A 26,548-nucleotide genomic window follows, 5' to 3' on the forward strand; every position below is an offset into this window, starting at 1 on the left:
GCGATGTTCACTCCTTCGGGTGGCGGGACTGATGATGCGGGACCACCGCCCACCGGCACTGGGAGGGTCGGGAGCCGTACCGGGGGGACGCTCACAAGTTGACGGAACGTCACCCGGGCCCATGGGTACACGAGTCAGGAATGCGAGCACCGGTGCAGAAGACGCGGCCTCGGCGCGCAGGCAAGAAGGCAGCCTCGAAGGCCTCCGCGGCCTCCCCGAACCAGCAGGGGACGGCACAGCAGGCCCCCACCGTCGGCACCGGGCGCAAGGCGCACGTACGCAACCGGCTCATCGTCGCCGTGGCCGTCGTGGCCGCCGCCATCGCCGGCGCGGGATCGCCCTCGGTGCTCGCCGCCTCGGAGCAACTGCACGACACCCAGTCCCTGGTCACGCTCGCCGAGCAGACCCAGGAGACGCTCACCCTCGCCCACGCGCTGGCCGACGAGCGTGACGAGGTCACCGCGTACATCGCCGCCGGACGGCCCAAGTCGGCCGCCCCCGACGAGCAGCGCGCCGACCGCGTCGACCGCCAGGTCGCGGAGCTGAGCGCCGACACCGACACCTCCGCCGCGCTGCGCCAGGACATCCGGTCCATCGCCGCCGTACGCAAAGCGGCGCTCTCCGGCAAGAGCACCGCTCTCGAAGCGCACCAGGCGTACACCGCCGTCGTCACCGAACTCCACGCGCTCGCCGAGGAACTCGCCCAGCAACTGCCGCCCCGCGCGGGCGGCGGGGCGTACGCCCTCGCCGAACTCGACACCGCCGTCCAGCAGGCCGCCGCCGCCCGCGGACTGCTCGTCGCCGCGCTCAGCGTCCCGAGCACCACGCGGACCGTCATCGACCCGGCCACCGGGCTGCCCACCACCACGACCGGCAGCTCCGCCGCCGACGACAAGCAGCGCGACGCCCTCGGCGCCGCCGCCCAGCAGGCCCGCGTGCGCTCCGACGCGGCCCTCGCCCACTTCCGCGAGACCGCGCCCGCCACCGCCCGCTCCTCGTACGACGCCACGGTCACCGGCCCCGAGGCCGACACCGCCGACAAGTACCTCGCGCGCCTCACCGACCAGCCCACCCTCTCCGACGACGAGAAGACCACCAGCGCCACCAAGGTCGACGCCGCGCTCTCCGCCCGCGTCGACCTGATGCGCGGCGCCGAGTCCTCCCTCTACGACCGGCGCACCAAGGACCTCGCCCAACTGCGCGACGACGACGTCACCGCGCTGGAGATCCGGGTCGCCCTCCTCGGCGCGCTGATGCTCCTCGCCGTCGGTGTCGCCACCGGCATGGCCCGCTCGCTCACCCGCCCGCTCGCGGTGCTGCGCATCGGCTCCGCCCGCGTCGCCGGCGACCCGCTCACCGAGGAACCCGTCAAGTTCACCGGCCGCAACGACGAGTTCGCCCAGGTCGTCCGCTCCGTCAACGCGCTCCACGCGCACGCCCTCGCCCTGCACGAGCGGCTCGCGCCCCTGGAGGGCGACCGCAAGCACCTCATCGGCCAGCGCCAGACCATGGCCGACGAACGCGACCGGCTGCGCGCCGAACTCGCCGAGGCCGGCGCCCACCTGGGCAGGATCCAGCACAGCATCAACGGCACGTTCGTCAACCTCGCCCTGCGCACCCTCGGCCTCGTCGAACGGCAGCTCGCCGTCATCGAGTCCCTGGAGGAGCGCGAGCAGGACCCCGACCGGCTCGCCACCCTCTTCAAGCTCGACCACTTCGCGACCGTCATGCGCCGCCACAGCGAGAACCTCCTCGTCCTCGCCGGCCACGAGCACATCCAGCACCACGCCGGAGCCGTCCCGCTGGTCGATGTCGTGCGCGCCGCGGTCAGCGAGATCGAGCGCTACGAGCGGGTCCGTATCGCCGCGCTGCCGCCGAGCGCGCATGTCGCCGGGTTCGGCGCCGACGACCTCAGCCACCTCCTCGCCGAACTCCTGGAGAACGGCACGACGTTCTCGCCGCCGGAGATGAGCGTCGAGGTCTCCGGCCGGCTGATGGAGAACGGCGAGGTCACCGTCTCCGTCCAGGACGGCGGCATCGGCATCCCCGCCGACCGGCTCGCGAAGCTCAACGCCCGCCTCACCGACTTCGACCCCGACGCCCCCTACGACCAGGAGGACGGCGAGGACCTCGGCCTCGGCCTCTACGTGGTGGCCCGCCTCGCCCACCGGCTCGGCACCCGCGTCCGGCTCCAGGAGCAGACAGCGGGCGGCACCGTCGCGGTCGTCGTCCTGCCCACGACGCTGCTGGCCACGACACCGGCCCCGCCCGCCGCCGGGCCGACGCCCACCGCGGGACCCGTGCTGTCGCTGCCCGGTCTCGCCGCCGAGAACAACGACGGCGCCCTGCCGACCCGTTCCGTCGCCGTCCGTGAGCCCGAGGGCGACGGCGACCCGCTGATCGAGGCCGCCGAACGGGCGCTGCTCGCCCGGGACGCCGCCCACACCGCCGGACGCGCGGGGAACGCGACCGGCGCGGCGGACGACGAGGACGCCGCACCCACCACGGACGGGGACACGCCCACAGAGACGAACACGGACTCGGCGGTCCGCGTGGGGAACGCGGACACGGCCACGGACACCGACTCGGCGGTCCGCGCGGGGAACGCGGACACGGCCGGGGACGACGAGGACGACGACGTACGGGAGGACCCGCCGGTGGCCCCGACGGAGTCCGTCTCCGAGACCACCATGGAGCTGTTCGCTCCCGTGGTCCCGGAGCAGGTCTCCGACGAGGACGCCGACGACCCGTACACCATCGGCCCCGACACCCATGAGCGCGCCGCCGACGAGGGGGACGCGGCGCGCACGTCGGCGAAGGCACCGCGCCTGACCGACAAGGGCCTGCCCAAGCGCACGCCCCGGATCACCGCGCCCGTGCCCACGGCCCCCAAGCCGCGCACGGGGGGCGTGAACGCCGAGGAGCTCAGGCGCCGGCTCGGCGGGTTCCACCAGGGGGCCAGGGAGGGACGCCGTGACGTCGAGGCGGAGATCGCCGAGCAGTCGGGCGAGACACGGGCGCCCGAGCCACAGGAGTACCGGACAGAGGCAGTTGACACCACGGGGGGCACTTCCGAGGAGGCAAGCAGTTGACCGCGCCCAGTACCTTCGGCTTGAGCAGTGAAGCCCGCAACCTGCACTGGCTGCTGACCAACCTCGTCGAGGAGGTGCCGGGACTGCTGTCGGTCGCGGTGGTCTCCTCCGACGGTCTGCTGCTGCTCTCCTCCGACCCCGGCCGCAACGCCGAGGCCCGCGAGGCCCAGGGCGAACGGCCCCAGGGCCCCCGGGGCTCCGCCGCCGACCTCGCCACCATCGTCTCCGGCATCGGCAGCCTCACCATCGGCGCCGCCAAGCTGATGGAGTTCGGCGGGGTCAAGCAGACGATGGTCGCGATGGACGAGGGCAGCCTCTTCGTGATGTCGATCAGCGACGGCTCGCTGCTCGGCGTCCACGGCTCCCCGGACTGCGACATGAGCGTGGTGGCGTACCACATGGCCCTCTTCGTGGGCCGCGCCGGACACGTCCTCACGCCCGAACTCCGCAGCGAACTGCGCAAGTCCCTGGAGGCCGAGGAGATCGAGGCGGCCGGGAGCAGGCGATGAGCGGCGCCAAGAAGACGCGGGCGCGCGGCCCCAAGCCGAGCTCGGCGAGGAAGCCGGGCCCGCAGCGGAGCCCCCACAAAAGGCTCCCGGTGCGCGGCGGGGACCGCAAACCCGCCCGCGTGCGCCCCTACTCCCTGACGGGCGGGCGCACCCGCTTCGGTCATGTGCTCCTCGTCGAGACCTTCGTCGCCGTACTCGAAGCCCCGGCCGACAGTCCGGAGCCGGACGCCACCGCCCACGCGTCCGGCAGCGGGGGAGGTTCCCTCACCGGCAAGGTGATGCCCGAGGTGCGGGCCATCGTCGAACTCTGCCGCCGTATGCGGACGGTGGCGGAGATCGCCGCGCTGCTCAAGATGCCGCTCGGCGTGGTCCGCGTCCTCCTCAGCGATCTCGCGGACCAGGGAAAGATCCGTGTGTACGGAACAGGTCACGGCCCGGGACAGCCGGACCGCGCTCTGCTGGAAAGGGTGCTGAGTGGACTCCGCCGTCTCTGACGCCGCCTCGCCTGGCGTCACCCCCGACGCCTCGCCGGGCGTCACCCCGGGCGTCACCGTCGACGCCCCCCGGCCCGGCGGCTTCGCCCGGGCCGCCTCCCGCGGTCTCGACCGCCTGACCGGGGCCCCCGCGCCCCGGTACGAGCCGGAGCCCGAGGAGGACCTGAAACCCTGGCAGGCCGACCTGTCCCGCGCCCCCATCGCCACCAAGATCGTGGTGGCGGGCGGCTTCGGCGTCGGCAAGACCACCCTCGTCGGCGCGGTCTCCGAGATCACTCCGCTGCGCACCGAGGCCCTGATGACCGAGGCCAGCGCCGCCACGGACGACCTCTCCGCGACCCCGGAGAAGATCACCACCACCGTGGCCATGGACTACGGGCGCATCACCCTCGACGACGACCTCGTCCTCTACCTGTTCGGCACGCCCGGCCAGGAGCGGTTCTGGTTCATGTGGGACGACCTGGTGCGCGGCGCGATCGGCGCCATCGTCCTCGCCGACACCCGCCGTCTCACCGACTGCTTCCCCGCGCTCGACTACTTCGAGAGCTGCGGCCTGCCGTACATCGTCGCCGTCAACGAGTTCGACGACAGCGACCGCTACGAGCCGGAGGACGTACGGGACGCGCTGACCGTGCCCGCCCATGTACCTGTCATGATCATGGACGCGCGGAACCGGGCCTCGGTGCTGGAGACCCTGCTCGCGCTCTGCGGCCACGCGATATCCGTCAGCCCCGAGTAGCCCCGGCCGGGGGGCACGGGGCACACAGAGGCGTAGGAGACCAGTCCGGATGCGGAAGATACTCGTCGTCGGAGCCGGCCAGTCCGGGCTCCAACTCGCCCTCGGCCTCCAGTCGCACGGGTACGAGGTCACGCTGATGTCCAACCGTACGGCGGACGAGATCCGGTACGGGCGGGTCATGTCGACGCAGTGCATGTTCCACACCGCCCTCCAGCACGAGCGGGACCTCGGGCTGAACTTCTGGGAGTCCCAGGCGCCGAGGATGACGGGTATCGGGGTCTCCGTCTCCGGCCCCGGCGCCGAGCGCCTCGTCGACTGGGTGGGGCGGCTCGACGGGTACGCCCAGTCCGTCGACCAGCGGGTGAAGATGGCGGGCTGGCTGGACACGTTCGCCCAGCGGGGCGGCCAACTGGTCGTCCATGGCGCGGCCGTCTCCGACCTCGACTACTTCGCCCGGGTCTACGACCTGGTCCTGGTCGCCGCGGGCAAGGGCGAGCTGGTCTCCATGTTCGCCCGTGACGCCGACCGTTCGCCGTTCACCCGGCCGCAGCGTTCCCTCGCGGCGGCGTACGTCCACGGCCTGGAGCCCCGCCCCGAGCACCCCGACCACGAGGTGGCCCGCTGCAATCTGGTGCCCGGCGTCGGCGAACTCTTCGTCACCTCCACGCTGACCACGTCCGGGCGGGCGGACCTGCTCTTCTGGGAGGGGGTGCCCGGCGGCCCGGCGGACGTCTTCCAGGGCGTCACCGACCCGGCCGAGCACCTCGCCCTGACCCTGGACCTGATGGAACGGTTCGTCCCGTGGGAGCACGCGCGGACCGGCCGGGTCGAACTCACCGACGCGGGCGGGGTGCTGACCGGCCGGTACACCCCCGTCGTGCGGCAGCCGGTCGCCCATCTGCCCGGCGGCGGGCTGGCCTTCGGCGTCGCCGACGTGGTCGTGGCCAACGATCCGATCACCGGGCAGGGCGCCAACACGGCGGCCAAGTGCGCGGCGGCCTATCTGCGGGCCATCCTGGACCACGGGGACGCGGAGTTCGACGAGGCGTGGATGCGGCGCACGTTCGAACGGTTCTGGGCGCAGACGGCGGGCCCGGCGACGAAGTGGACGAACACGATGCTGGGGGAGCCGCCGGAGCACGTGCTGACCCTCATCGGCGCGGCCGGCGCCCTGCCCCGCGTGGCCGACCGCTTCGCGAACGGCTTCGACGACCCGGCGGACTTCGAGAACTACTTCTTCGAGGCGGAGAAGACCGAGGCGTACCTGTCGGAGGTCGCGGGCGGCTGAGCGCCCCGGGGACGACGGGCCCCGGCCGCCGCGCCGGCGACACCCGCCGGCCTCCCCTCGCGCGACATCACAGACCTCCCTCCTCCCTCACGACACGTTGGAGCCCGTGTCCGAGCCCTTCTTCGCCGTCCTCGGGAGTTTGGGGAGGGCGAAGCGTTTCAGGGGTTTGGCCTTGGGGTCGGGGCGTACCGCGCCGAGGAGGGGGTTGGCGGCGATCGGGGAGACTTTGATGGTGGTGCCGGGGCGGGGGGCCTGCACGACCAGGCCCTTGCCCAGGTAGAGCGCGACATGGGTGGCCTTCGGGTAGTACAGGACCAGGTCGCCGGGGCGCAGCTTGGTCAGGGGGATGCGCGGGAGACGGGCCCACTGCGCCTGGCTGGTGCGGGGGATGCGGCGTCCGGCGTGGGACCAGGCGCGGGAGGTCAGCCCCGAGCAGTCGTACGCCTTCGGGCCCTCGGCGCCCCACTTGTACGGCTTGCCGATCTGGGCGACCGCGTAGCGCAGCGCCTTCGCCCCGGTACGGGTCGGCGGCCGTACGGAACTCAGCGCGCCGGAGGCGACGAGCCTGCGCTGGGCCTCGGCCGTCGTGTCCCGGTCCAGCCGTTCGATTCCGGCGAGCTGCTCGGTGGTGAGGGAGGCGAGGAGCCGCTCGACCTCGCCGAGACGGCTGCGTACCGCGTCACGTTCCTTCTGACGGCGCTCGGTGAGGGTGAGCCGGCGGTCGAGGGCGGCGCGGGCCCGGCGGGCGAGCGCGTCCGTCGTCCGCTCGCTGCCGGTCATCCGTTCCACGGTCTGCGCGCGCTCCTGCGCGACCTGGCCGATCACATGGCCCTGCTCCAGCGCGCGGTGCGGGTCGCGGGCGAGGAGCAGCCGTACGTACGGGGAAAGGTCGGTGGTGCTGTTCTGGTACTGCTGCCGGGCCAGCCGTCCCGCGGCGCCCCGGCTGTCGTGCAGGGAGAGCCGGGCCGCGCTGAGCCGCCGGTCGAGACGCGCCACCTCCGCCCGCTGCTTGCGCAGCTCCTCCTCGGTGGCGTTGTACGCCTCCGTGGCCTCCTCCGCCTCCTGGAACAGCCGCCGCAGGTCGGTGAGGAGCCCGGCCACCGAGCGTGCGTCGCCGGCGGCGGTGTCGCCGTCGACGGAGGCCCCGGCGGTGTCGCTGTCGGCGGGCGGCGCGGCGATGTCGCTGTCGGACGCGGGTCCCGCCGTGTCGCCCGGCGGCGGTGCCAGCGGGGCTGCCGCGGCCTGGACGGGTGCCGTCGTGAGGAGTGTGCCTGCCGCGACCGCCGTGGCCGTCGCCGTACGGACCAGGCGCAGGACCTTTCCTGACACGTCATCACCTCCGGTGCGCGGATGGGCCGTCCATCTCGCACCGGCAGGATGGGAGGAGCGACGGGCGGGCGCGCGCCGGGTGGGCCGTCCGGCCCGCCGAGGTCACTCGTCGGGGGACGGCGGCCGCTCGGGCGGCGTGGCGGATTGCCGTCGCGGCCCCGACCACGGCCACTTCAAGCCCCGGCCCGGGTCCGCGTCCGGCGCGTACTCGTACTTCCACAGCTGCCGCATGAACCCGCCCCGCCCGGCGTCGACCCTGCGGTACACGAGCACCGTGTCGGGTCCGCCCGCGGGATCGGGCACGGGGACCCGGTACGTCTTCGGAGGGTGCCCGGTCATGCCGAGCAGCACCGGCAGGACGCGCCCGTCCAGGGGGCCGCCGACGAAAGGGGTGTCCTGTGTCTTCACCCGACCAGTGTCACAGGACCGGTGTCACAGCAGGTGGGCGGCGTCGCCGACCACGGGCAGGACACGGCGGGCCAGGGCGCCGACGGCACCGTCCGCGGCCTCCATCGCGAGGGCGCCGCGCACGGCGGCCGCCGTCTGCGGGTCCCGGCCGGCGGTGACGGTGACACAGGCGACGAACTGCTCCACGAGCCAGTCCCGCAGCTCCGCCACATCCGGCTGCTTGCCCTCGTCGAGCCAGATGAGGGAGGCGGCCTCCACGGCGGTGATCCACATCCGGACCGTCATCCGCAGCCGGAGGTCGGGCTCCGCGACCTCCAGATGCCGCAGGATGTGCTCCGCCGCGGCCCGCCGCACGCCGTCCACGATGGCCGTCGCCCGTGACGTCTCCACGACACTGCCGCCCTGGAGCAGGGCGCTGAAACCGGCGTCGTGCCCGGCGACGAAGGTCAGATACCGGTCGAGGGCGCGGGACAGCCGGGCGGTCAGGGGGCCCTCGGCGGGCTCGTCGAAGCAGTGCTCCAGCTCCTCGGCGGCCGAGCGGAGGGCGGCCTCGTAGAGCTGTTGCTTGCCGCCGGGGAAGTAGCGGTAGACGAGGGGACGGGAGACCCCGGCCGCCTCCGCGACGTCGTCGAGGGAGACGTCCTCCGGGGCGTTGTGCGCGAAGAGTTCCAGGGCCGCGTCGAGGAGCTGGCTGCGCCGTTCCTCGACGCTCAGGCGGCGGTACGCGCGGGTGGGGGCCTCGGACGTCATACCGGCAGGGTAGTCGCGGAGGGGGTGCCGCTGGTTTGGGGCCGTGCGCCTTCCAGCTCGGGGGTGTGGGTTTCTTCGGCGGGTGCGGGTGGGTGGGGGCTGGTCGCGCAGTTCCCCGCGCCCCTGAAAGGCGACCGGGGCTCCGCCCCGTGCTTTTCAGGCCGAAGGGCGGGCCACGGGCCCACCCCTTGCGAGGGAGGGCGGGCCGCAGGCCCGTCCCTCCAGGGGCGCGGGGCGGTGACACATGCGGCTCCGCCGCGTGGGCGCGGACAACCCCCACTCAGCCGCAGTCGCCGGCCGAACCCGTACCCCCGAGTCAGTAGGCGCCCCACCCCCTAGCCCAGCAGCCCCGAGGACTTCCACATCCGCCGCCCCACCCCCCGCAGCACCCCGATGTCGTCCAGGAAGTCCGTCAGCCGGCGCGCCCCCGTCTGCATGATGTCCCGCCGGTGCGCGCTCGCCCGGACCTGCGCGAGCGCCTCGCGCTGGTCGAGGCCGACGTTCGTATAGACGTCGGGGTTGATGAAGGCGACGGAGAAGACCCGGGCGAACTCACCGGAGGTGACCCGCGTGAAGCTGCGGGACAGCCGGGGCGCCGTCACCATCTGCCGGCGCAGCTCCTCGCGGGCGTACCGCACATGCCGGGCCTCCTCGACCACATGGATCCGGGTCACCCCGCGCACGAGCGGCTGGACCCGCTCGTCCGGGAACGTCAGCCGCTGCATCCAGTCGAGGATCTCCTCGCCGAGGAGGGTCGCCGTGAAGGACCCGGGGGTCGTGGAGATCGTCTTGAAGACCCGCCCCAGGTTCTGGTGCGTCCGGCTCACCGGGTAGTACGGGGTGTCCCCCTTGCTGATCAGCCGGGCGAACATCTTCGAGTGCCGGCACTCGTCCTCGATCTCGGTCAGCGCGTAGCGCACATGCGCGCTGGTCGCCGCCTTGTCGTAGATGTGCCGTACGAGCAGCTGCATGAGGATGATCTCGAACCAGATGCCGAGCGACGCCAGCGCGGCCGCCTCGTGCTGGGACAGGGCGATCCGCTGCTCCTCCGACATCCGCCGCCACATCGGCGTCCCGTACAGCGACACCAGCTCGGGCGGCCAGAACCACTTACCCAGCTCGAAGGGCGCGTCCCAGTCCAGCTCCTTGTCCGGGTCGAAGGAGTGCTTCGCCGAGGAGGCGAGCAGGCGCTCGGCCACCTGCTCACGGTCCTTGAGCAGGCCGAGGGCGTCACGGAGCACCTCCGCCTCGGACACCGAGGTCACCGTCGTCATGGCTGTTCCCACCTCGTCGTACGGGGATTTTCGGTCAGTTACCGGCGGTCACCGCTTATGAGACTACTTGTCAGCAAGGGCGTCAATCCCCTGTGCGCGACTTGTTGACGACACGTCTACCGGCGGGGTCCGCGCGCCGTCGGCGGACCGGTCGGGCGCGCGCGGCGACGGCGGGGCGAACGCGGCCGGAACTGTCGGTGAAGAAGCGCTCGGTGAGGTCGCCGGGGCCTCCTGCGCGGGCAGGCGGCTGAGTAGCGTGCCCGGGGTGTCCATGCCTCCGCCGCCCCCGCAGTCGCACGACCCGTACGCCGCGGTGCCCGTCGTGTCACCGGCAGCCCCGGTCGACCCGGTAGCCCCGGTCGCACCGGACGGCTCGTCCGCTCACGTGGCCTGGACCCCGCCGCCCCCGCCGCCCCCGCCGCCCTCGCCGGTGCGCAGGAGCCGGATCGGGCTCGTCCTCGGGATCGTGGGTGGGGCCGTCGCCCTGCCGGCGGTGGGCGTGGCCGCGTTCGTGGTCCTGAGGGGCGACTCCGACGCCGCCTATCCAGACGCCGAGTACCGGCTGACGCTGCCCCCGAAGCTGCTGGACGGCGCGTACCAGCTGGAGCGGGAGTACTCCGACGCGTCCGACAGCGCCTTCGCGCGGGACGCCGAGCGCACCCTGGGTGGCCGGGACGTCGAGACGGCCGTCGCCACGTACACGGCGGTGAACCGCGGCGGGCAGCTGTCGGTCTCGGGCCTGCACGGCCGCTTCAAGGACCCCGACGGGGCGCGCGACACGATGCTGGAGCGTGCCGCCGGGGCCGACGGCACCGAGCCGGCCGTGCCGCCCCGCGACTTCCGTCCCTCCGGCTCCGACACCACCGTGACCTGCCAGCTTCTCGCCAGGAAGGACCTCGGGACGCGGACGGTGTATCCGCAGTGCGCCTGGAACGACGGCAACACCGGGGTGATGGTCCTGGTGGTCGACCCCGCGGTGACCGGCGAGGACCCGGACGACGTGGACCTGGAGGCGAGCGCCGAGCTGACCCTGCGGGTGCGGGACGAGATGCGTCGGCCGATCCGCTGACCCCCACCTCCGGTCGCGGCGTCGTCAGCCGACGGTGACCCCGGGCTCCGGTGCGGCGGCCGGCCCCCCGAGCGGCTCCGCCGGGCCCGCCGGGAACGTCGTCCGCAGGGTGAAGGCGTACGGCGTCGGGCCGTGCGCCCTGAGGTGCAGGAGCCGTTCCTCCGCCTCCGAGACGGAGGGGCGGTGACCGGCCGGCACCCACCACAGGGCGGTCACGGCCTCCGCCAGCCGCTCGAACCACTCCCTGCGGCGGGACAGCATCTCCCGGTGCTGCCCCTGGTACATGAACGTGGTCAGGGCGTCGATGTCCTGCCACATGGTCAGGTTGATGATCAGCCACTCGTCTCCGAGGACCGGGACGTCCGTGGCGTTGCCCGAGTCGCTCTGGAGGCGCCAGACGAATCCGGGGGCGGCGTCCGCCGCCGCGTTCACGGGGTCCAGCGCGTCGACGAAGTCCTTCAACTGGGGCGAATCGAGGGGGGCTTTCAGACGGGCGATGTTCACCTGGGCGAGTTCGTACGTGACGGCGGTCATGGACCGAACGATAGGTCGGGCGTCTCGGGGGAGACACCCGTTATCTCAGCGGGCGGACAGCCGGTGCCCACCCGGCAGGCGGACAGTCGGTCCCCCAGCGAGCCTCCCACCGGGCCCGCGGTCGTACTCATCCCGCCCTCTTCAGCACCGCCCTCATCACGTCCCGTGCGATCGGGGCCGCGTCCCCGCCGCCGCTGATCTCGCCCCGTACCGCGTCAGCGTCCTCGACCACCACCGCCACGGCCACCTCGGGCTCCAGCGCGTCATGGGACTGGGCCCAGCCGATGAACCAGGCGTACGGGGTGCCGGAGTTGCCGATGCCGTGCTGGGCGGTGCCGGTCTTGCCGCCGACGGCGGCGCCCCGGATGCGGGCCTTGCCGCCGGTGCCGTCGGTGACGACGCCCAGCATCAGCTCGCGGAGCCGTCTCGCGGTCGTCGAGGTCATCGCCTGGCGGAAGGTGCGGGTGCCGGCGGTGGAGACGGTGCGGCCGTCGGCCGTGGTGGTGCGCTCGACGAGGTACGGCGATCTGACGGTGCCCCCGTTGGCGACGGCCGCCGTGACCATCGCCATCTGCAGGGGCGTGGCCCGGGTGTCGAACTGGCCGATGGAGGACAGGGCGAGCTGGGCCCGGTCCATGTGGGTGTCGAAGCTGCTCGGCGCCACGGAGAAGGGGATGCGCACCCCCGAGTCGTTGAACCCGAAGGCGCGAGCCTTGTCCCTCATGGCGCCGAGGCCGACGTCCACGCCGAGCTTCGCGAACACCGTGTTGCAGGACCACTCGAAGGCGTAGCGCAGCGAGGCGTTCTCGCAGCCCTCGACCTCGTTCGCGAGGGAGGTGGTGGTGCCCGGCAGGGTGTAGGGGGCGGGGGAGCGGGTCGGGGCGTCGACATCCTCGACGACCCCGGCGTCCAGCGCCGCGGCGGCCGTCACCACCTTGAAGGTGGAGCCCGGCGGATAGGTCTGCCGCACCGCCCGGTTGAGCATGGGCTTGCCCTCGTCCCCGTTGAGCCGCGCCCAGGCCCGCGCCACCGAGGGGCCGTTCCCGGACAGCAGTTCGGGGTCGTACGAGGGGCGGGACACCAGCGTCAGGACGCGTCCGGTGGCCGGTTCGAGGGCCACGACCGCGCCCCGGCGGGCGCCCAGCCCCCGGTAGGCCGCCCGCTGCGCCGCCGCGTCGACGGTGGTGACGACCTCGCCGCCGGCGTTCTGGTCGCGGGTGATGTCGTTCCACAGGGGCAGGAAGGACAGCATCGGGTCGCTGCCGTCGAGGAGGGGGTTCTCGGCGTGCTCCAGCAGCGTCGTCCCGTACACCTGCGAGGCGAAGCCCGTGACCGGCGCGTACAACGGGCCGTCCCGGTAGGTCCGTTCGTAGCGGAGCTGCTCTCCCGTGTCCTTCGAACCGGTGACGGGCCGGCCGCCGACCAGGATGTTCCCGCGCGGCTGGCTCCAACGGGCGATCTCGGGGCGGCGGTTGGCGGGATTGGCGTCGTAGGCGCGGGCCTGGACGACCTGGACGCGGGTGGCGTTGACGAGGAGGGCGACGAGCAGCAGGGCGCACAGCGCGGCGGCACGGCGGATGTACTTGGTCACGCGTCCCTCCCCTCCGGGCCGTCGTACTGCCGGCGGGCCGAGTCGCTCAGCCGCATCAGCAGGGCCACGATGATCCAGTTGGTGACGACCGAGGAGCCGCCCTGGGCCAGGAAAGGCATCGCCATGCCGGTCAGGGGGATCAGCCCGGTCACGCCGCCCGCGATCACGAAGACCTGGAGGGCGATGATCGAGGCCAGGCCGATGGCGAGCAGCCGCCCGAAGGGGTCACGCAGGGCGAGCCCGGCGCGGTAGCCGCGCTCCACCAGCAGGGCGTAGAGCAGGAAGATCGCCGACAGCCCGACCAGGCCCAGCTCCTCGCCCGCCGTGGCCAGGATGAAGTCCGACTTGGCGGCGAAGCCGATCAGGATCGACTCGCCGAGGCCGAGCCCGGTGCCGAGCAGCCCCCCGGCCGCGAACGCGAAGAGCGACTGCGCGAGTTGGTTGGGGCCCTGGCCCGCCTCGATGGACGCGAACGGGTGCAGCCAGTCCTCCACCCGGACATGGACATGCGGTTCCAGCCAGCCGACGGCCACCGCGCCCACCCCCGCGAGCAGCAGCCCCACCGCGATCCAGCCGGTACGGCCCGTGGCGACGTACAGCAGGATGACGAACAGGCCGAAGAACAGCAGCGAGGTGCCCAGGTCCCGCTCCAGGACCAGCACTCCGACGCTCAGCAGCCAGATGGTGACGATCGGCCCGAGCACCCGCCCCGTCGGCAGCTGGAGGCGTTTGAACCGCCAGATCTGGCGCCCGGCGTACGCCAGCGCGTTGCGGTTGGCCGCGAGATAGCTTGCGAAGAACAGCGCCAGCAGCACCTTCGCGAACTCGCCGGGCTGGAGGGAGAATCCGGCGATCCGCACCCAGATCCGGGCGCCGTTCACGGGCGGGAAGAGGATCGGCAGCGCCAGCAGCACCAGCGCGCCCACCACGGAGACGTACGCGTACCGCTGGAGCACCCGGTGGTCCCGCAGCAGGACCATGACCACGATGAACAGCCCGATGCCCAGGGCCGACCAGTTCAGCTGGGCGGGTGCCGCCTGATCGGCCGGGGTCTCCAGGTCCAGCCGGTGGATCAGCACCAGCCCCAGCCCGTTCAGCAGCACCGCGATCGGCAACGGCAGCGGATCGGCGTACGGCGCCCACAGCCGCACCGCCAGATGGGCCAGCAGCGCGAGCACGCCGAGCCCGGCGCCGTAATCGGCGGCGCCGGGCGGGACGGTGCCGTTCTTCGCGAGGCCGACGGCGCAGTAGCCGTACACGGAGAGCAGGACGGCCACGACGACGAGGCTGAACTCGACGCCTCTGCGCCGGGGGAGGCGAACGGCGGGCGGGGACGGGTCCGCCGGACCCGCCGCCAGGGTCGTTCCGGCCTTGGTGGTCATGTCCGGAACTTACCCAAATGGAATGTCTTGTGCGCTGTGTCGCTCAACTCAGCACCAGCGTGGCGTCTTCCAGGTGTCGATGTAGCGGGCCGAACCCCAGGCCCAGGTGCCGTCGGTGAGCAGATACCAGTAGCGGTTGCCGTCGACGGTCTGGCCCGTGGTCCGGCAGAAGATCTTGACGATCTCGCCGTAGGGCGCGACGCGGATGATCGCGCTGCCGCGGGTCGGCGCGCTGCGCAGGATCAGCCCGGAGCGGGCCGTGACCTGCCCCTTGACGGTCTTGTTGGGGGGGCCGGCGGAGCCCCGTTCGTCGCCGGCGGCGGCGGGTGTGGTGGCCGCGAGCGCCACGAGAGCGCCACCGGCGGCGGCTATGCCGAATCGCATGAGCAGAATCCGCAGGGACATGTGATGCTCCTCCAGAAAGGGGGCGAAGCTGACTAATCGCCACGTTAGGAGGAGGCGGAACGGGACGCCTTCCGCGTTGGGCCATCGGAGCAGCGCCGCACCCTGAGGAGCTGTCAGCCCCAGGGCAGCCGCAACGCGGCCCTCGCGCCCCCGTCGCAGGCGTTCGAGAACTCCAGCTCCGCCCCCAGCACCTCCGCCTGCCCCACGGCGATCGTCAGCCCCAGCCCGTGCCCCTTGGCGGAGCCCTCCGTGCGGAACCGCTGCGGTCCGTCGGCGACGAGGTACTCCGGGAACCCGCCCCCGTGGTCCCGCACGGTCACCACCGGCCCGTCCACGGTGAGCACGACGGGAGGCGCCCCGTGCCGGTGCGCGTTGGCCACCAGGTTCCCCAACACCCGCTCCAGCCGACGCCGGTCGGTCTCCACACAGCTGTCCTCGACGACGCGCACCTGCGTGCCGGCACCGGCGTGCGCGGCCACCCGCTCCGCCAGCACACCCAACCGGACGTCCTCCAGGTCCAGCCGCTCGCTGCCCGTCTCCAGGCGGGAGATCTCCAGCAGGTCCTCGGTCAGCGTCCGCAACGCGGCGACCCGGTCCCGCACCAGCTCCGTCGGCCGCCCCGGCGGCAGCAGTTCGGCCGCCGCGTGCAGCCCCGTCAGCGGCGTCCGCAGCTCGTGCGCCACGTCCGCCGTGAACCGCTGCTCGCTGAGCAGCTTCCGCTGGAGCGTCGACGCCATCGTGTCCAGCGCCGCGGCCACCGCGGCCACCTCGTCCCGGTACCGCGCCGGATCCGTCGTCCGGGGATCACCGACCCGGGCGTCCAGGTCGCCCGCGCTGATCCGCCGCGCCACCTGGGAGGTCGTGCGCAGCCGCCGGGTGACCCGGGTGACACCGAGCGCGCCCAGCGTCAGCGTCACCCCGATCGCCAGCGCCGACGAGCCCAGGATGGCCCGGTCGAGCGCCTCGATCGTGGCCGCGCTCTGCGCGTAGTCGAGCCGTACGGCGAGCGCGCGGCCGTCGGCGGGGGTCGCCGCCCACATCGTGGGGTAGCCGTCGACGACGCCCACCATCGTGCCGCGCCGCCCGCTCTCGGCCAGCGCGCGCAGTGACTCCGGCAGCCCCGGCGGATCGACCCCGGCGTCCGGCGGGAGCCGGTTCCCCGCCTCGTACGCCCGCGCCGCGCTCTCCAGCCGGCCGAGGGCCCGCGAGCGGGCGTCGCTGACCGTCTGGTCGGTCACGGAGACATGCACGAGGGCACCGAGCAGCGCGGCCAGACCGCAGCACATGACGGTGATGAAGGCCAGCGCCTTCCAGGTGAGCGAGGCGGCCCGCCGACGCAGCCCCGGCCGCCTCCCCGGCGCGCGCGTCACGAGCCCTCCGCCGGACTTCATCGGCTCTCCGACGGCCGGACGGACGACGAGAACGACGAGAACGCCGAGGACAAGATGGACGACGAGAACGACGAGAACGACGAGAACGACGAAGACGAGGTGGCTGACGACGCTGACGACGACCGGGGCGGCGACGCGGACGGCGAACGCGTAGGGGTGGGCCCGTCGGACGGCCCCGTCGACCCCCCGACCCGGAGGATCTCGTCCCGGGTGAGCAGCATCGCCCGCTGCTCGTCGTCCCAGTTCCACTGGGTGCGGTACTCGTAGCCCTCGATCGCCGCGGGCGACCGGATGATCACCGTACGGCCGGCCAGTTCGACCGCGATCACCGCGTCGTCGTTGGCCAGCACCTGCACCAGTCGGCCCTTGCGGAAGGTGTACATCCGTACGGCTGTCTGATTGCCCGGCAGCAGCCGGAAACCCAGGACCATGTCGTCGTGCCCGTCGCCGGTGAGGTCCCGGTAGTAGGCCTCCAGGACGGGGCACTCCTTCCGGTCGCCGCCCGGCCCGCAGTCGGCCATGCGCCGGACCGTCCCGCGGTACGGCCCGGTGGAGCCCGCGTACACGTCCGGGTGCGCGGCGATCTCCGCGCGCACGACCGCCACCGGGTCCACCTTCCGGATGTCGTCGCCGGGGGCGGTGACCCCCTTGACCACCTCGGTGTCGGCCTCGCCGAAGTCGTAGGCGGGGGAGGAGGCGGGCGGCTGCCCCGGCCACAGCCGGGTCGGGCCTTGCGCGATGGGCGTCGCGCCCGCGCTCACCAGACCCCCGGAGTCGCCGCAGCCCGTCAACGGCACGACGACGGCCGCGGCGAACGCGGCGCCGACGGCCGCGCGCGCGAACCGGCTGTGGAACACGGGACTCCTGGATGCGAAAGAGCGACTTTCGGTCCCGTACACCTTATGCGTGGCTCGATCCGCCCTCAGGGCGCGCGGTCGGTGTGATCCGGACGACAGACGCTATTCGGCGAGTTCCTCCAGCTCCTCCAGGAACCGGACGGTGGGCAGGCCGGTGTGCAGATACTCCACGAACAGCTCGTTGTGCAGCGCCCACGGCGAGCGGCGGGTGCGGATCAGCCGGATCGCCTCCTCGGCGGAGTGCCCGTCGCGGATCAGCGCGTGCGCGACGACCAGACCGGACCGGTTGTAGCCGTGGAAGCAGCGGACGAGGACCTTCCGGCCGTCCTCCAGCGCGTCGCACGCGGCCTGCGCCAGCCGCATCACGCCCGCCAGCTGCGTCCCGTCGAGCGGTCCGTCCGGGATCGGCCACACATGGTGCTCGACGCCGTCCCCCGGCCCGTACCCGGGGAGCCGCAGCAGGGACAGCACGAGATCGAACTCATCGCCCACGACGGCGAATTCGACTTCTCCGGTGCCGGCCCGCCCCGCGAACTCGTGCCCGCCCATCCACAGGCCGGGCACGATCTCGCTCCACGGTTCGTGCGGAGCCGGAACGTCGGGTTGCTTTCTGCGCGGCGGCAACGGCGGCCTCCCCAAGCCCCTGACGACGGGTCGTCCCCCCCAAAGGTATCCGGGTTCTTGCCGATGGAGCACCCCGCCTGTTCCCATGGTCTGGGGTGATGGTGCATGAACGGACTGCGCGTCATACCGACCCGGCGGCACGGACAGGAACGCCTGTACGTGTGCCGGACCGACGGGAGCAACGTCGCCTGGTACGACCGTGAGACGGGCCGGGTGAACCTCCTGAGCGAGGAGTCGAGAGCGGAGGTGCTCGCCGCCCTCCACCCCTTCGTCACCGGACCGGTCACCGTGGGCCCGCCGCCCGTGCCGACCGCCGCCGAGCTGGCCCGGCTGACCCTGCACCCCGACGACGACCTCGCCCCCAACCGCCCCGGCGAGGCCCTGCTCGTCGCCCTCGACCGCGACCCCGGACCGCCGCACCGGCTGCGCCCCGACCCGCGCCGTCGGGCCCTCACGGCGGAACAGACGATCGGGGCGCTGCTGGACGGGCTGGAGGGCGCGGGCTGGCGCACCCTGCACTCGGTGCCGCTGCCCGGCGGGGACCGCATCCACCACCTGGTGATCGGCCCCGGCGGCCTGTACTGCGTCCGCTCCCTCTACGCCCGCAGGCAGCGCGTCACCGTCTCCGACCCCCTCGTCGCCCTCGGCCGCCATGAGCCGCGTCCCCTGCTGCGCCGGCTCCGCGCCGACGCAGACCGGGCCTCCTACGCCCTCACCGCCGAGGTCCACCCCGTCCTCGCCCTCGTCGAACCCGCCGGCCTGCGCGTCGGCGCGCCCCCGCGCGAGGCCCGCGTCCTGACCGACGCCGACCTCCCCGGCCTCGCCCGCACCGGCGGCATGCTCAAACCGGCCGACATCGAGGCCCTGCACGCGACGGCGCGGGACCGCGGCACCTGGACGAGGGTCTGACCGCCGCGACGGCGGACAGGTCCGGGTCTCGCCGGGAAGGCGGTCCTCAGGGCAGGGGACGGGCGGCGGCCGGGTCGAGCAGGGGGGCCAGGAGGTCGCCGTAGTCCTGGAGGCGGGGCGCGATGTCGGGCGCCCGGAAGACCAGTCGGCCGGGGGAGGAGCACTCCTCGACCTCGGTCCAGGTGACCGGCGCCGACACCGTGGGCTCGGTGCGGGCCCGCAGGGTGTAGGGGGCGGCCGTGGTCTTGCGGGCGGCGTTCTGGCTCCAGTCCACGAACACCTTCCCTGGGCGCAGACTGCGCGTCATCCGGTGGACGACCCTGCGCGGCATCGCCTGCTCCGCCTCCACGGCCAGCTCCTTGGCGTACTCCGTCACCCGCTCGGACGACGCCCCGCGCACCGCGCCCAGCAGATGCAGCCCCTTCGACCCGGACGTCTTCGCGAGGACCTCGATCCCGTCGGCCGCCAGCCGCTCCCGCAGCCAGCAGGCGACCTCGCAGCACTCCACGACGCTCGCGGGCGGCCCCGGATCCAGGTCGAACACGATCCGGTCGGCCTCGTCGGGCGAGTCCACGGTCCACTGGGGCGTGTGGAACTCGGTGACGAGGTTCGACGCCCACATCAGGCTGGCCAGGTCCTGCACCAGCACCATCCGGGACGGCCCCTCCATACGGCGCACCTCGGCGGTCGTGACCCACTCGGGGGTGCCCGGCGGCACGTTCTTGGCGAAGAACCGCTGGCCGCCGGGGCCGTCCGGGTAACGCAGGAACGACACCGGCCGGCCCCGCAGATGGGGGAGGAGGGCGTCCGCGGTGGTGGCGTAGTAGTGCAGCAGCTCGCCCTTGGTGAAGCCGGTCGCCGGATGGAGGACCTTCTCCAGATTCGACAGGGCGACCCGGTGGCCCTCCACCTCGGTGATCGGCGTCATGCAACGAGAATCGCATGAAAGTAGTGAAAGTAGGGCAAAGTGCCTTGGTTGGGGGTGGGTCACTGTCGGCAGGCAGGGGTGACCGGCCGGGGATACGGTGTGGATGATTCGGTGGAAAACGTCCGAAAGGGGTGTGCTGCTCGTGCGATCCATCTGGAACGGCGCCATCTCCTTCGGCCTGGTCAGCATCCCGATCAAGCTCGTGAACGCCACCGAGAGCCACTCCGTCTCCTTCCGGCAGATCCACACGGAGGACGGCGGTCGCATCCGCTACCGCAAGGTGTGCGAGCTGGAGGAGCGCGAGGTGGCGCAGGGGGAGATCGGCAAGGCGTACGAGGACGCCGACGGGACGATGATCCCGATCACGGACGACGACCTCGCGTCGCTGCCGATCCCGACCGCCAAGACCATCGAGATCGAGGGCTTCGTCCCGGCCGAGAAGGTCGACCCGCTCCAGGTGGACGCCGCGTACTACCTGGCACCCAACGGCGTGCCGGCCGCCAAGCCGTACACCCTGCTGCGGGAGGCGCTCAAACGCAGCGGGAAGGTCGCCATCTGCAAGTTCGCCCTGCGCGGGCGCGAGCGGCTCGGGATGCTCCGGGTGGTGGACGACGTGCTCGCCATGCACGGGCTGCTCTGGCCCGACGAGATCCGTACGACGGAGGGGGTCGCGCCCGACGCGAACGTCACCGTCCGCGACAAGGAACTCGATCTCGCCGACGCCCTCATGGAGACGCTCGGCGAGGTCGACCTCAACGAGCTGCACGACGACTACCGCGAGGCCGTCGAGGAACTCATCGCCGCGAAGGCCTCCGGCGAGGAGCCGCCGACCGCGCCCGCCCCGGAGACGGGCGGCAAGGTGCTCGACCTGATGGCGGCCCTGGAGAACAGCGTCCGCGCCGCCAAGGAGTCCCGCGGCGAGGACGTCGCCGGCGTGACCCCCATGCGCACCCCGAAGGAACCCGCAGGCAAGAAGTCCACGGCCACCGCGAAGAAGTCGGCGCCGTCGGCCGCCTCCGCCTCCGCCTCCGCCAGGAAGTCCACGTCGAAGTCGTCCCAGGGGGCACGGAGCGCCCAGGGCGCCAAGAAGGCGACGGAGAAGAAGTCCACGGCGAAGAAGTCCGCGACGACGAAGAGCACCGCGAAGAAGACCCCGGCCAAGAAGACGACGCCGCGCAAGCGCCCGGCCTGAGGCGCGAAGCGCGGGGCGCGGCCCCTGCCTTTCCGTAGCCCGTGCCTTTCAGCAGCCCCTGCCTTGCGGCAGCCCGCGCCTTTCAGGGGCGCGGGGAACCGGGCGACCAGCCCCCGCCCACCCGCATCCGGCCCGGCCCTCCCGCTGGTTCTCTCACAGCACCTTCGCCCTTACCAGCGCCGAGAGCACCAGCGTGCCGGGGAGCAGGGGCAGCCACACCGTCAGGACCCGGTAGCCGATGACGGTGGTCGTGGCGACCGTCGCGGGCGCGCCGAAGGCGACCAGGGTGAAGACGAGGGCCGCGTCCATGGGGCCGAGGCCGCCCGGCGCGGGCACCGCACCGGCGGCGGTGCTGGCGACGAGGTAGGCGAAGACCATCTGGATCCAGGACAGCGGCAACCCCACGGAGGTCCCGACGGAGGCGACGACAGCGCCCTGGCACAACGGGAACGCGGCGGCCCCGCCCCACAGCGCGAGGGCTCGGACGGGGCGGCTGTGCACGACCCGCGTGTCGGTCAGCGCGGTCCGCAGTCCCCCGATGAGCGGCTGCCGCAGCGGCCGTACGGTCGTGACCAGGGTGACCACGGCGGCCACGCTGACCCCGGTGATCGCGCCGGCCAGAGCCAGCGTCTCGCCCTTCGGGAGCAGCTCGGTCACCTTGAGGGTGCCGGGGAAGGCAACCAGGAACGCGAGGATCACCAGCGTCTTGGCGACCGGCTTCACCGCCGAGTACAGGGCGAGGGAGGCCGTGGCCCGGGGCAGGGGTATGCCCTGGCCGCGCAGGAAGCGCAGGACGACCGCGTGGGCGCCGATGTTGCCCGGCAGCGCGTGGCCCGCGGCGCCGGCCGCGAACTGGGTCGCGATCAGCTGCCCCGGCGGCAGCCGTTCGGGCACCGCGCCCTGCCGGACGAACGCGGCGGCCACGGAGCACAGGGCGGTGAAGAGGGCCCCGGCCAGCAGCCACCGCGGGTCGGCCGAGACCAGCCGGGTGGCGCCGCCGTACACGGTGCGCCAGTCGACCGCGGCCCACACCCCGAGCAGCAGCAGCGGCAGCAGGGTGAGCGTGAGCCGCAACCGGCGGGCGGTGGCGGCGGATCGGGCGGGGACGAGTCGGCGGAGCCCGCTGGGGAGGCGGCTCCGGAGGTTCGTGGGGAGGGTTGGGGGGAGGTTCGTGGGGAGGGCGAGCGTGGAGCAGGGGGGCTCGGGCTCGGGGTCAGTGGCGGCGGGCCGCGCGGGGAGCGGCGCGTCGAGCGGAAGCGGATACAAAGGGCACGTCGTCCTTCCGTGTCGCCGCCGTGCGGACGGGGACCGGACCGGCGGAGGCAGGGCGTGACAAGAACGAGGGGGATGACAGGAGCGTTCCCTTCGGATGTGACGCTCACATGTGGGGGAACCGAATTCCCACTGCCGCCGGAGCCACCGTCAGGCGTCCGTACAGGCGTTTTGTATTCTCCCGTGCCCTTGTGCGAACGATGTTGTGATTCGTGTCACGCGAGGTCTAGGGTTGTATCCCTTGGCGGGTCCTCGGGGCGCGCGCCGAGTGGCGGCGAGCGGCGGGGAGACCTCCGGACGAGGGAAGTGATCCCGTTGTCCGTCGCCTGGGACGACATCGGCGGGCTCGTGGACGCGCACGAGCGTTTCCTCGCCGGTGCGCGGGTCGACGCGGATGTGCGCGACCCGGTGCTCGACTCCTGGAAACGCTGCCGTTCCGCGGGACTCGAACCGGACCGCCTGCTGATCCCCTACGCACCCGATCTCACCCTGGGAGACCCCTTCCTCCACGCGGCCGACCCGGTGCTGTCCCGGCTCACCGCCTCCCTCTCCGACGTGAGCATGACCGTCGTGCTGTGCGACGGCCAGGCCCGGGTGGTCCAGCGGCACGGCGGCGACACCCGGCTCCTCAGCCGTCTCGACGAGGTGAACTTCGCCCCCGGCTTCTGCGCCTCGGAGGCCGCCGCCGGCACCAACGGCGTCGGCACCGCCCTCGCCGAACGCGGGCCGGTGTACGTCATCGGCCGCGAGCACTTCGCCGACTGCCTCTCCCCGTTCGCCTGCGCCGGCGCTCCCGTCCGCGATCCGCTCAGCGGCCGTATCGAGGCCATCCTCGACCTCACCTGCCTCCGCGACGACGGCCATCCCGCCATGCTGCGCCTCGTCCGGGAGACCGCCCACGACATCGAGGCCCGCCTGCTGGAACAGGCCAGCGACCGGGAGCGGGCCCTGCTCGCCGCGTACCGCCGGGCCGCGCCGCTCTCCGAGCCGTGGCCCCGCCAGCCCGAAGGCCCCGCCCGGACGCGGGGGCCGTACGGCCACGGCGCCGAGACCCTCGGCCGCGTCGACCTGGCCGTCCTCCGCGAGAAGGCCGAGGAACTCATCGCCTCCCCCCACCTGACCCTCGACCAGGTGACTCTCTCCGGCGGCCGTGTCGCCACCCTTCTGCGCCGCCCGATGATGGGCGCGTCGGGCGAGACCGGCGTCGTCGTCGAGGCCCGGGTCCTGGGCGGACCCCAACTGCGGCACATGGAACGGATGGCACCCACGGAAGCGGCCGCCAGCCCCACCGCACCGCCCGCCGCCCCACCCATACGCCCCGGACGAACGACCCCCCGGCCTTCCACCGCCCAGTCGTCCCACCCGGCGGCGCCGACGCGCCCCACCGTCGCCCTGCGCGCGGTCGCCCCGCCCTCCCCGCAGCCCCCGTCGGCGGCTGCGCGGCCGGCCCCCGACACCGGCCCCGTCCCGTCGCCCTTGATCGGCGACGACGCGTCCGCCGGTCCCGGCGGCGACCCCGTCGCCGACGCCTGGCTGCTGCTCGTGGGCGAACCCGGCGTCGGCCGGCTGGCGGTGCTCGCGCGCCGCCGCCTGGAGCTGCTGCACGACGCCGGCATCCGCATCGGCACGACGCTGGATGTGACCCGTACCGCCGAGGAGCTGACGGAGGTGGCGGTGCCGAGGTTCGCCGACTTCGCCGCCGTGGACCTGCCCGACTCCGTCCTGCTGGGCGACGAGCCCGAACCGCTGGGGGAGGGGATGGCGCTGCGCCGGGTCGCGCTGGGCGCCGTCCACCACGACTCGCATCTGTACGAGGCCGGCGACCGTGTCCAGTACGTCGCCTCCACCCCGCAGGCCCGCAGTTGGGAGACCGGCCGCTCGGTGCTCGAACCCGTCCTCGCCGAGGCGGGCGGCTGGCTCGCCCAGGACCCCGCCCGTCTCGAACGTGCGCTCGCGGCCGGCATCCACTCCCTGATCACCGTGCCGCTGCGGGCCCGCGGCACGACCCTCGGCGTCGTCAGCTTCTACCGCTCGCGGCAGCCCGCCCCGTTCGAGGACGACGATCTGTCGCTGGCCCAGGAACTGGCCGGCCGCGCGGCGATCTGCGTGGACAACGCCCGCCGCTACACCCGCGAGCACAACACCGCCTTCGCCCTCCAGCGCAGCCTGCTGCCCCGGGGCCGCCCCGAGCAGAGCGCGGTCGAGGTCGCGTTCCGCTATCTGCCCGCGCAGGCGGGCGTCGGCGGCGACTGGTTCGACGTCATCCCGCTCTCCGGCGCCCGCGTCGCGCTGGTCGTCGGGGACGTCGTCGGCCACGGTCTGCACGCCGCCGCGACCATGGGCCGGCTGCGCACCGCCGTCCACAACTTCTCCTCCCTGGACCTGCCCCCCGACGATCTCCTCACCCACCTCGACGATCTGGTCGCCCGCCTCGACCGGGGCGAGGGCTGGGCGGTGGAGAACACCCACGAGGACTCCGGCATCATCGGCGCGACCTGCCTCTACGCGGTCTACGACCCGGTCTCCCGGCACTGCACCCTCGCCCGCGCCGGGCACCCCCTGCCGGCGATCGTCGGCCCCGACGGCCATGTGGACCTCGTCGACCTGCCGTCCGGGCCGCCCCTCGGCCTCGGCGGCATGCCCTTCGAGACGGTCGAGCTGGAACTGGCCGAGGGCAGCCGGCTGGTCCTCTACACCGACGGCCTGGTTGAGGACCGGCACCGGGACATCGACACCGGCCTGGAACGGCTCCGTGCCGTCCTGTCCGGCGCCGACCGGACCCCGGAGGACACCTGCGACGCGGTCCTCGACGCGCTGCTCCCGACCCGGCCGTGCGACGACGTGGCGCTGCTCGTCGCCCGCACGCACGCGCTCGGCGCGGAACGGGTCGCCCAGTGGGAGCTGCCCGGCGACCCGGCGATCGTCTCCCGGGCCCGCGTGGCCGCCACCGAGCAGTTGGCCACCTGGGGCCTGGACGACCTGGCCTTCACCACCGAACTCATCGTCAGCGAACTGGTCACCAACGCCATCCGCCACGCCACCGGCCCCGTCCAGCTCCGTCTGCTGCGCGACCGCGCCCTGATCTGCGAGGTCTTCGACGGCAGCGGCACCTCACCCCAGCTGCGCCGCGCCCGCACCGAGGACGAGGGCGGCCGCGGCCTCTTCCTCGTAGCCCAGCTCACCGAACGCTGGGGAACCCGCTACACCCCCGAAGGCAAGATCATCTGGGCGGAGCAGCCGCTGCCGTGAAGGCGCCGCCAGGGTGGGGTTGGTGGCGCCCAGCTGGGGTTGGCGGCGATCGGGTCGGGGTGGCGGCGACCGGGTCGGGTTGGCGGCGATCGGGTCGGGGTGGTGGCGGCCGACGGGGTGGCCGCTCTTGCCGAGGCCTGCTGTCGAAAACTGACCGTGGCCTCGTAAGTCGACCGAGGCCTCGTCAACTGACCGTGGCCTCGTAAGTCGACCGAGGCCTCGTCAACTGACCGTGGCCTCGTAAGTCGACCGAGGCCTCGTCAACTGACCGTGGCCTCGTAAGTCGACCGAGGCCTCGTCAACTGACCGTGGCCTCGTAAGTCGACCGAGGCCTCGTCAACTGACCGTGGCCTCGTAAGTCGACCGAGGCCTCGTCAACTGACCGTGGCCTCGTAAGTCGACCGAGGCCTCGTCAACTGACCGTGGCCTCGTAAGTCGACCGAGGCCTCGTCAACTGACCGTGGCCTCGTAAGTCGACCGAGGCCTCGTCAACTGACCGTGGCCTCGTAAGTCGACCGAGGCCTCGTCAACTGACCGTGGCCTCGTAAGTCGACCGAGGCCTCGTCAACTGACCGTGGCCTCGTAAGTCGACCGAGGCCTCGTCAACTGACCGTGGCCTCGTAAGTCGACCGAGGCCTCGTCAACTGACCGTGGCCTCGTAAGTCGACCGAGGCCTCGTCAACTGACCGTGGCCTCGTAAGTCGACCGAGGCCTCGTCAACTGACCGTGGCCTCGTAAGTCGACCGAGGCCTCGTCAACCGACCGCAGCCTCGTAGTCCGACCCGCAGCCTCGTAGTCCGACCGCGGCGCGGGGGCCCCTCGTGCCCGGCCACCAGACTCGCCTAGACTCGCCGAAGTGAAGATCATCCGGGTCGGTCCGTGACCACTCCGCCGCCTCCCGCACCCAGCCGGGTCGTCGTCTGCCGCGACTGCTGCTGCGGCACCTCGAAACTCCCCGGTGTCGACCACGAGGCCCAGACCGCCCGGCTCCGGCAGACGGTCCCCACTCGCGTCTCCACCTGCCTGGACGTCTGCGACCAGGCCAACGTGGTCGTCGTCCAGCCCTCCGCCGCGGGCCGCGCCGCCGGCGCCCGCCCGGTCTGGCTCGGCCTCGTCAACGACCCCGACTCGACCGAGGACATCGTCGCCTGGGTACGCGCCGGCGGCCCGGGCGTGGCCCCGATGCCGCCCATCCTCGACCTGTACGTCTTCACCCCGCCCCACCGGCGCGGAGCCGTGTGACGGGAGGCCGTCCGAGGCGT

The 26,548-nt window shown here is 73.0% G+C and carries 23 protein-coding genes; 10 read left to right on the top strand and 13 right to left on the bottom strand.

Annotated elements, in window-relative coordinates:
- Positions 1-152: 152 nt before the first annotated feature.
- From M8J73_RS32355 to M8J73_RS32375, 5 genes are all read left to right on the top strand, one after another.
- Positions 153-3,092, top strand: a complete 2,940-nt coding sequence (locus M8J73_RS32355) for a sensor histidine kinase (protein WP_055541200.1) — start codon at positions 153-155, stop codon at positions 3,090-3,092.
- A complete protein-coding gene (locus M8J73_RS32360; RefSeq protein ID WP_055518822.1) occupies positions 3,089-3,601 on the top strand; it encodes a roadblock/LC7 domain-containing protein in 513 nt (170 codons plus the stop codon). Before M8J73_RS32355 ends, M8J73_RS32360 begins: the two co-directional genes overlap by 4 nt.
- Positions 3,598-4,095, top strand: a complete 498-nt coding sequence (locus tag M8J73_RS32365) for a DUF742 domain-containing protein (protein WP_063799277.1) — start codon at positions 3,598-3,600, stop codon at positions 4,093-4,095. The genes M8J73_RS32360 and M8J73_RS32365 overlap by 4 nt, the downstream gene beginning before the upstream one ends.
- A 115-nt stretch (positions 4,096-4,210) precedes the next feature.
- On the top strand, positions 4,211-4,834 hold the full coding sequence (locus tag M8J73_RS32370; protein ID WP_240501586.1) for a GTP-binding protein: 624 nt from the start codon (positions 4,211-4,213) through the stop codon (positions 4,832-4,834).
- Between the two features lie 49 nt (positions 4,835-4,883).
- The gene (locus M8J73_RS32375; RefSeq protein WP_055541203.1) at positions 4,884-6,122 is read left to right on the top strand and encodes a styrene monooxygenase/indole monooxygenase family protein; all 1,239 of its coding nucleotides are present in this window, start codon (positions 4,884-4,886) and stop codon (positions 6,120-6,122) included.
- Between the two features lie 87 nt (positions 6,123-6,209).
- Here the strand turns inward: M8J73_RS32375 and M8J73_RS32380 are convergent, their stop codons facing one another.
- The 4 genes from M8J73_RS32380 to M8J73_RS32395 all read right to left on the bottom strand — a co-directional run bounded on the left by M8J73_RS32380 (position 6,210) and on the right by M8J73_RS32395 (position 9,883).
- On the bottom strand, positions 6,210-7,451 hold the full coding sequence (locus M8J73_RS32380) for a C40 family peptidase (protein WP_055541204.1): 1,242 nt from the start codon (positions 7,449-7,451) through the stop codon (positions 6,210-6,212).
- A 102-nt stretch (positions 7,452-7,553) separates the two neighbouring features.
- Positions 7,554-7,859: a DUF8847 domain-containing protein gene (locus M8J73_RS32385; RefSeq protein ID WP_055541205.1), complete on the bottom strand. Its 306-nt coding sequence runs from the start codon at positions 7,857-7,859 to the stop codon at positions 7,554-7,556.
- 24 nt (positions 7,860-7,883) lie between these two features.
- Positions 7,884-8,609 carry a TetR/AcrR family transcriptional regulator gene (locus M8J73_RS32390; RefSeq protein ID WP_249829414.1) on the bottom strand — a complete coding sequence of 242 codons (726 nt, stop codon included), beginning with the start codon at positions 8,607-8,609 and terminating at the stop codon, positions 7,884-7,886.
- 335 nt (positions 8,610-8,944) lie between these two features.
- Positions 8,945-9,883 carry an AurF N-oxygenase family protein gene (locus M8J73_RS32395; RefSeq protein ID WP_249829415.1) on the bottom strand — a complete coding sequence of 313 codons (939 nt, stop codon included), beginning with the start codon at positions 9,881-9,883 and terminating at the stop codon, positions 8,945-8,947.
- Positions 9,884-10,148: 265 nt separating this feature from the next.
- Between M8J73_RS32395 and M8J73_RS32400 the strand changes: the two genes are divergently transcribed.
- Positions 10,149-10,952, top strand: a complete 804-nt coding sequence (locus M8J73_RS32400; RefSeq protein WP_249829416.1) for a hypothetical protein — start codon at positions 10,149-10,151, stop codon at positions 10,950-10,952.
- A 24-nt stretch (positions 10,953-10,976) separates the two neighbouring features.
- On the opposite strand, the gene M8J73_RS32405 is transcribed toward M8J73_RS32400, so the two are convergent.
- From M8J73_RS32405 to M8J73_RS32435, 7 genes are all read right to left on the bottom strand, one after another.
- Positions 10,977-11,486 carry a DUF3291 domain-containing protein gene (locus M8J73_RS32405; protein ID WP_055541051.1) on the bottom strand — a complete coding sequence of 170 codons (510 nt, stop codon included), beginning with the start codon at positions 11,484-11,486 and terminating at the stop codon, positions 10,977-10,979.
- Positions 11,487-11,613: 127 nt separating this feature from the next.
- Positions 11,614-13,077, bottom strand: coding sequence for a penicillin-binding transpeptidase domain-containing protein (locus tag M8J73_RS32410; protein WP_055541050.1), 1,464 nt, complete (start codon positions 13,075-13,077; stop codon positions 11,614-11,616).
- The gene (locus tag M8J73_RS32415) at positions 13,074-14,459 is read right to left on the bottom strand and encodes an FtsW/RodA/SpoVE family cell cycle protein (RefSeq protein ID WP_055541049.1); all 1,386 of its coding nucleotides are present in this window, start codon (positions 14,457-14,459) and stop codon (positions 13,074-13,076) included. The genes M8J73_RS32410 and M8J73_RS32415 overlap by 4 nt, the downstream gene beginning before the upstream one ends.
- A gap of 48 nt (positions 14,460-14,507) precedes the next feature.
- Entirely contained in the window at positions 14,508-14,864 is a 357-nt protein-coding gene (locus tag M8J73_RS32420; RefSeq protein ID WP_055541048.1) for an SH3 domain-containing protein, read from the bottom strand.
- Between the two features lie 113 nt (positions 14,865-14,977).
- Entirely contained in the window at positions 14,978-16,234 is a 1,257-nt protein-coding gene (locus M8J73_RS32425) for an ATP-binding protein (RefSeq protein ID WP_240501579.1), read from the bottom strand.
- A 17-nt stretch (positions 16,235-16,251) separates the two neighbouring features.
- Positions 16,252-17,112, bottom strand: a complete 861-nt coding sequence (locus tag M8J73_RS32430; RefSeq protein ID WP_240501578.1) for a hypothetical protein — start codon at positions 17,110-17,112, stop codon at positions 16,252-16,254.
- 102 nt (positions 17,113-17,214) lie between these two features.
- Positions 17,215-17,736 carry a protein-tyrosine phosphatase family protein gene (locus M8J73_RS32435; RefSeq protein WP_079055082.1) on the bottom strand — a complete coding sequence of 174 codons (522 nt, stop codon included), beginning with the start codon at positions 17,734-17,736 and terminating at the stop codon, positions 17,215-17,217.
- A 105-nt stretch (positions 17,737-17,841) separates the two neighbouring features.
- Here M8J73_RS32435 and M8J73_RS32440 point away from each other — a divergent pair, with 105 nt between their 5' ends.
- Entirely contained in the window at positions 17,842-18,645 is an 804-nt protein-coding gene (locus M8J73_RS32440) for a nuclease-related domain-containing protein (protein WP_055541045.1), read from the top strand.
- A 46-nt stretch (positions 18,646-18,691) separates the two neighbouring features.
- Here the strand turns inward: M8J73_RS32440 and ligD are convergent, their stop codons facing one another.
- The gene (ligD, locus tag M8J73_RS32445; protein WP_055541044.1) at positions 18,692-19,573 is read right to left on the bottom strand and encodes a non-homologous end-joining DNA ligase; all 882 of its coding nucleotides are present in this window, start codon (positions 19,571-19,573) and stop codon (positions 18,692-18,694) included.
- Positions 19,574-19,715: 142 nt separating this feature from the next.
- On the opposite strand from ligD, the gene ku reads away from it, so the two are divergent.
- Complete coding sequence (gene ku, locus M8J73_RS32450) at positions 19,716-20,765, top strand: non-homologous end joining protein Ku (protein ID WP_443740365.1); 1,050 nt, start codon at positions 19,716-19,718, stop codon at positions 20,763-20,765.
- A gap of 153 nt (positions 20,766-20,918) precedes the next feature.
- Here ku and M8J73_RS32455 read toward each other — a convergent pair whose 3' ends face one another.
- The gene (locus tag M8J73_RS32455; RefSeq protein ID WP_372504055.1) at positions 20,919-21,839 is read right to left on the bottom strand and encodes a lysylphosphatidylglycerol synthase transmembrane domain-containing protein; all 921 of its coding nucleotides are present in this window, start codon (positions 21,837-21,839) and stop codon (positions 20,919-20,921) included.
- Positions 21,840-22,343: 504 nt separating this feature from the next.
- On the opposite strand from M8J73_RS32455, the gene M8J73_RS32460 reads away from it, so the two are divergent.
- Positions 22,344-25,286: a SpoIIE family protein phosphatase gene (locus tag M8J73_RS32460; RefSeq protein ID WP_372504056.1), complete on the top strand. Its 2,943-nt coding sequence runs from the start codon at positions 22,344-22,346 to the stop codon at positions 25,284-25,286.
- 879 nt (positions 25,287-26,165) lie between these two features.
- Positions 26,166-26,528, top strand: a complete 363-nt coding sequence (locus tag M8J73_RS32465; protein WP_055542835.1) for a hypothetical protein — start codon at positions 26,166-26,168, stop codon at positions 26,526-26,528.
- Positions 26,529-26,548 lie beyond the last annotated feature (20 nt).

The sequence above is a fragment of the Streptomyces neyagawaensis genome (assembly GCF_023516595.1).
GTDB lineage: Bacteria > Actinomycetota > Actinomycetes > Streptomycetales > Streptomycetaceae > Streptomyces > Streptomyces neyagawaensis.

Bases quoted from the DNA above. Each gene is read 5' to 3' on its own strand.
- M8J73_RS32365 (WP_063799277.1), top strand. From the start codon at position 3,598: ATGAGCGGCGCCAAGAAGACGCGGGCGCGCGGCCCCAAGCCGAGCTCG.
- M8J73_RS32375 (WP_055541203.1), top strand. From the start codon at position 4,884: ATGCGGAAGATACTCGTCGTCGGAGCCGGCCAGTCCGGGCTCCAACTC.
- M8J73_RS32390 (WP_249829414.1), bottom strand. From the start codon at position 8,609: ATGACGTCCGAGGCCCCCACCCGCGCGTACCGCCGCCTGAGCGTCGAG.
- ligD (WP_055541044.1), bottom strand. From the start codon at position 19,573: ATGACGCCGATCACCGAGGTGGAGGGCCACCGGGTCGCCCTGTCGAAT.
- M8J73_RS32420 (WP_055541048.1), bottom strand. From the start codon at position 14,864: ATGTCCCTGCGGATTCTGCTCATGCGATTCGGCATAGCCGCCGCCGGT.
- M8J73_RS32440 (WP_055541045.1), top strand. From the start codon at position 17,842: ATGAACGGACTGCGCGTCATACCGACCCGGCGGCACGGACAGGAACGC.
- M8J73_RS32405 (WP_055541051.1), bottom strand. From the start codon at position 11,486: ATGACCGCCGTCACGTACGAACTCGCCCAGGTGAACATCGCCCGTCTG.
- M8J73_RS32395 (WP_249829415.1), bottom strand. From the start codon at position 9,883: ATGACGACGGTGACCTCGGTGTCCGAGGCGGAGGTGCTCCGTGACGCC.
- M8J73_RS32415 (WP_055541049.1), bottom strand. From the start codon at position 14,459: ATGACCACCAAGGCCGGAACGACCCTGGCGGCGGGTCCGGCGGACCCG.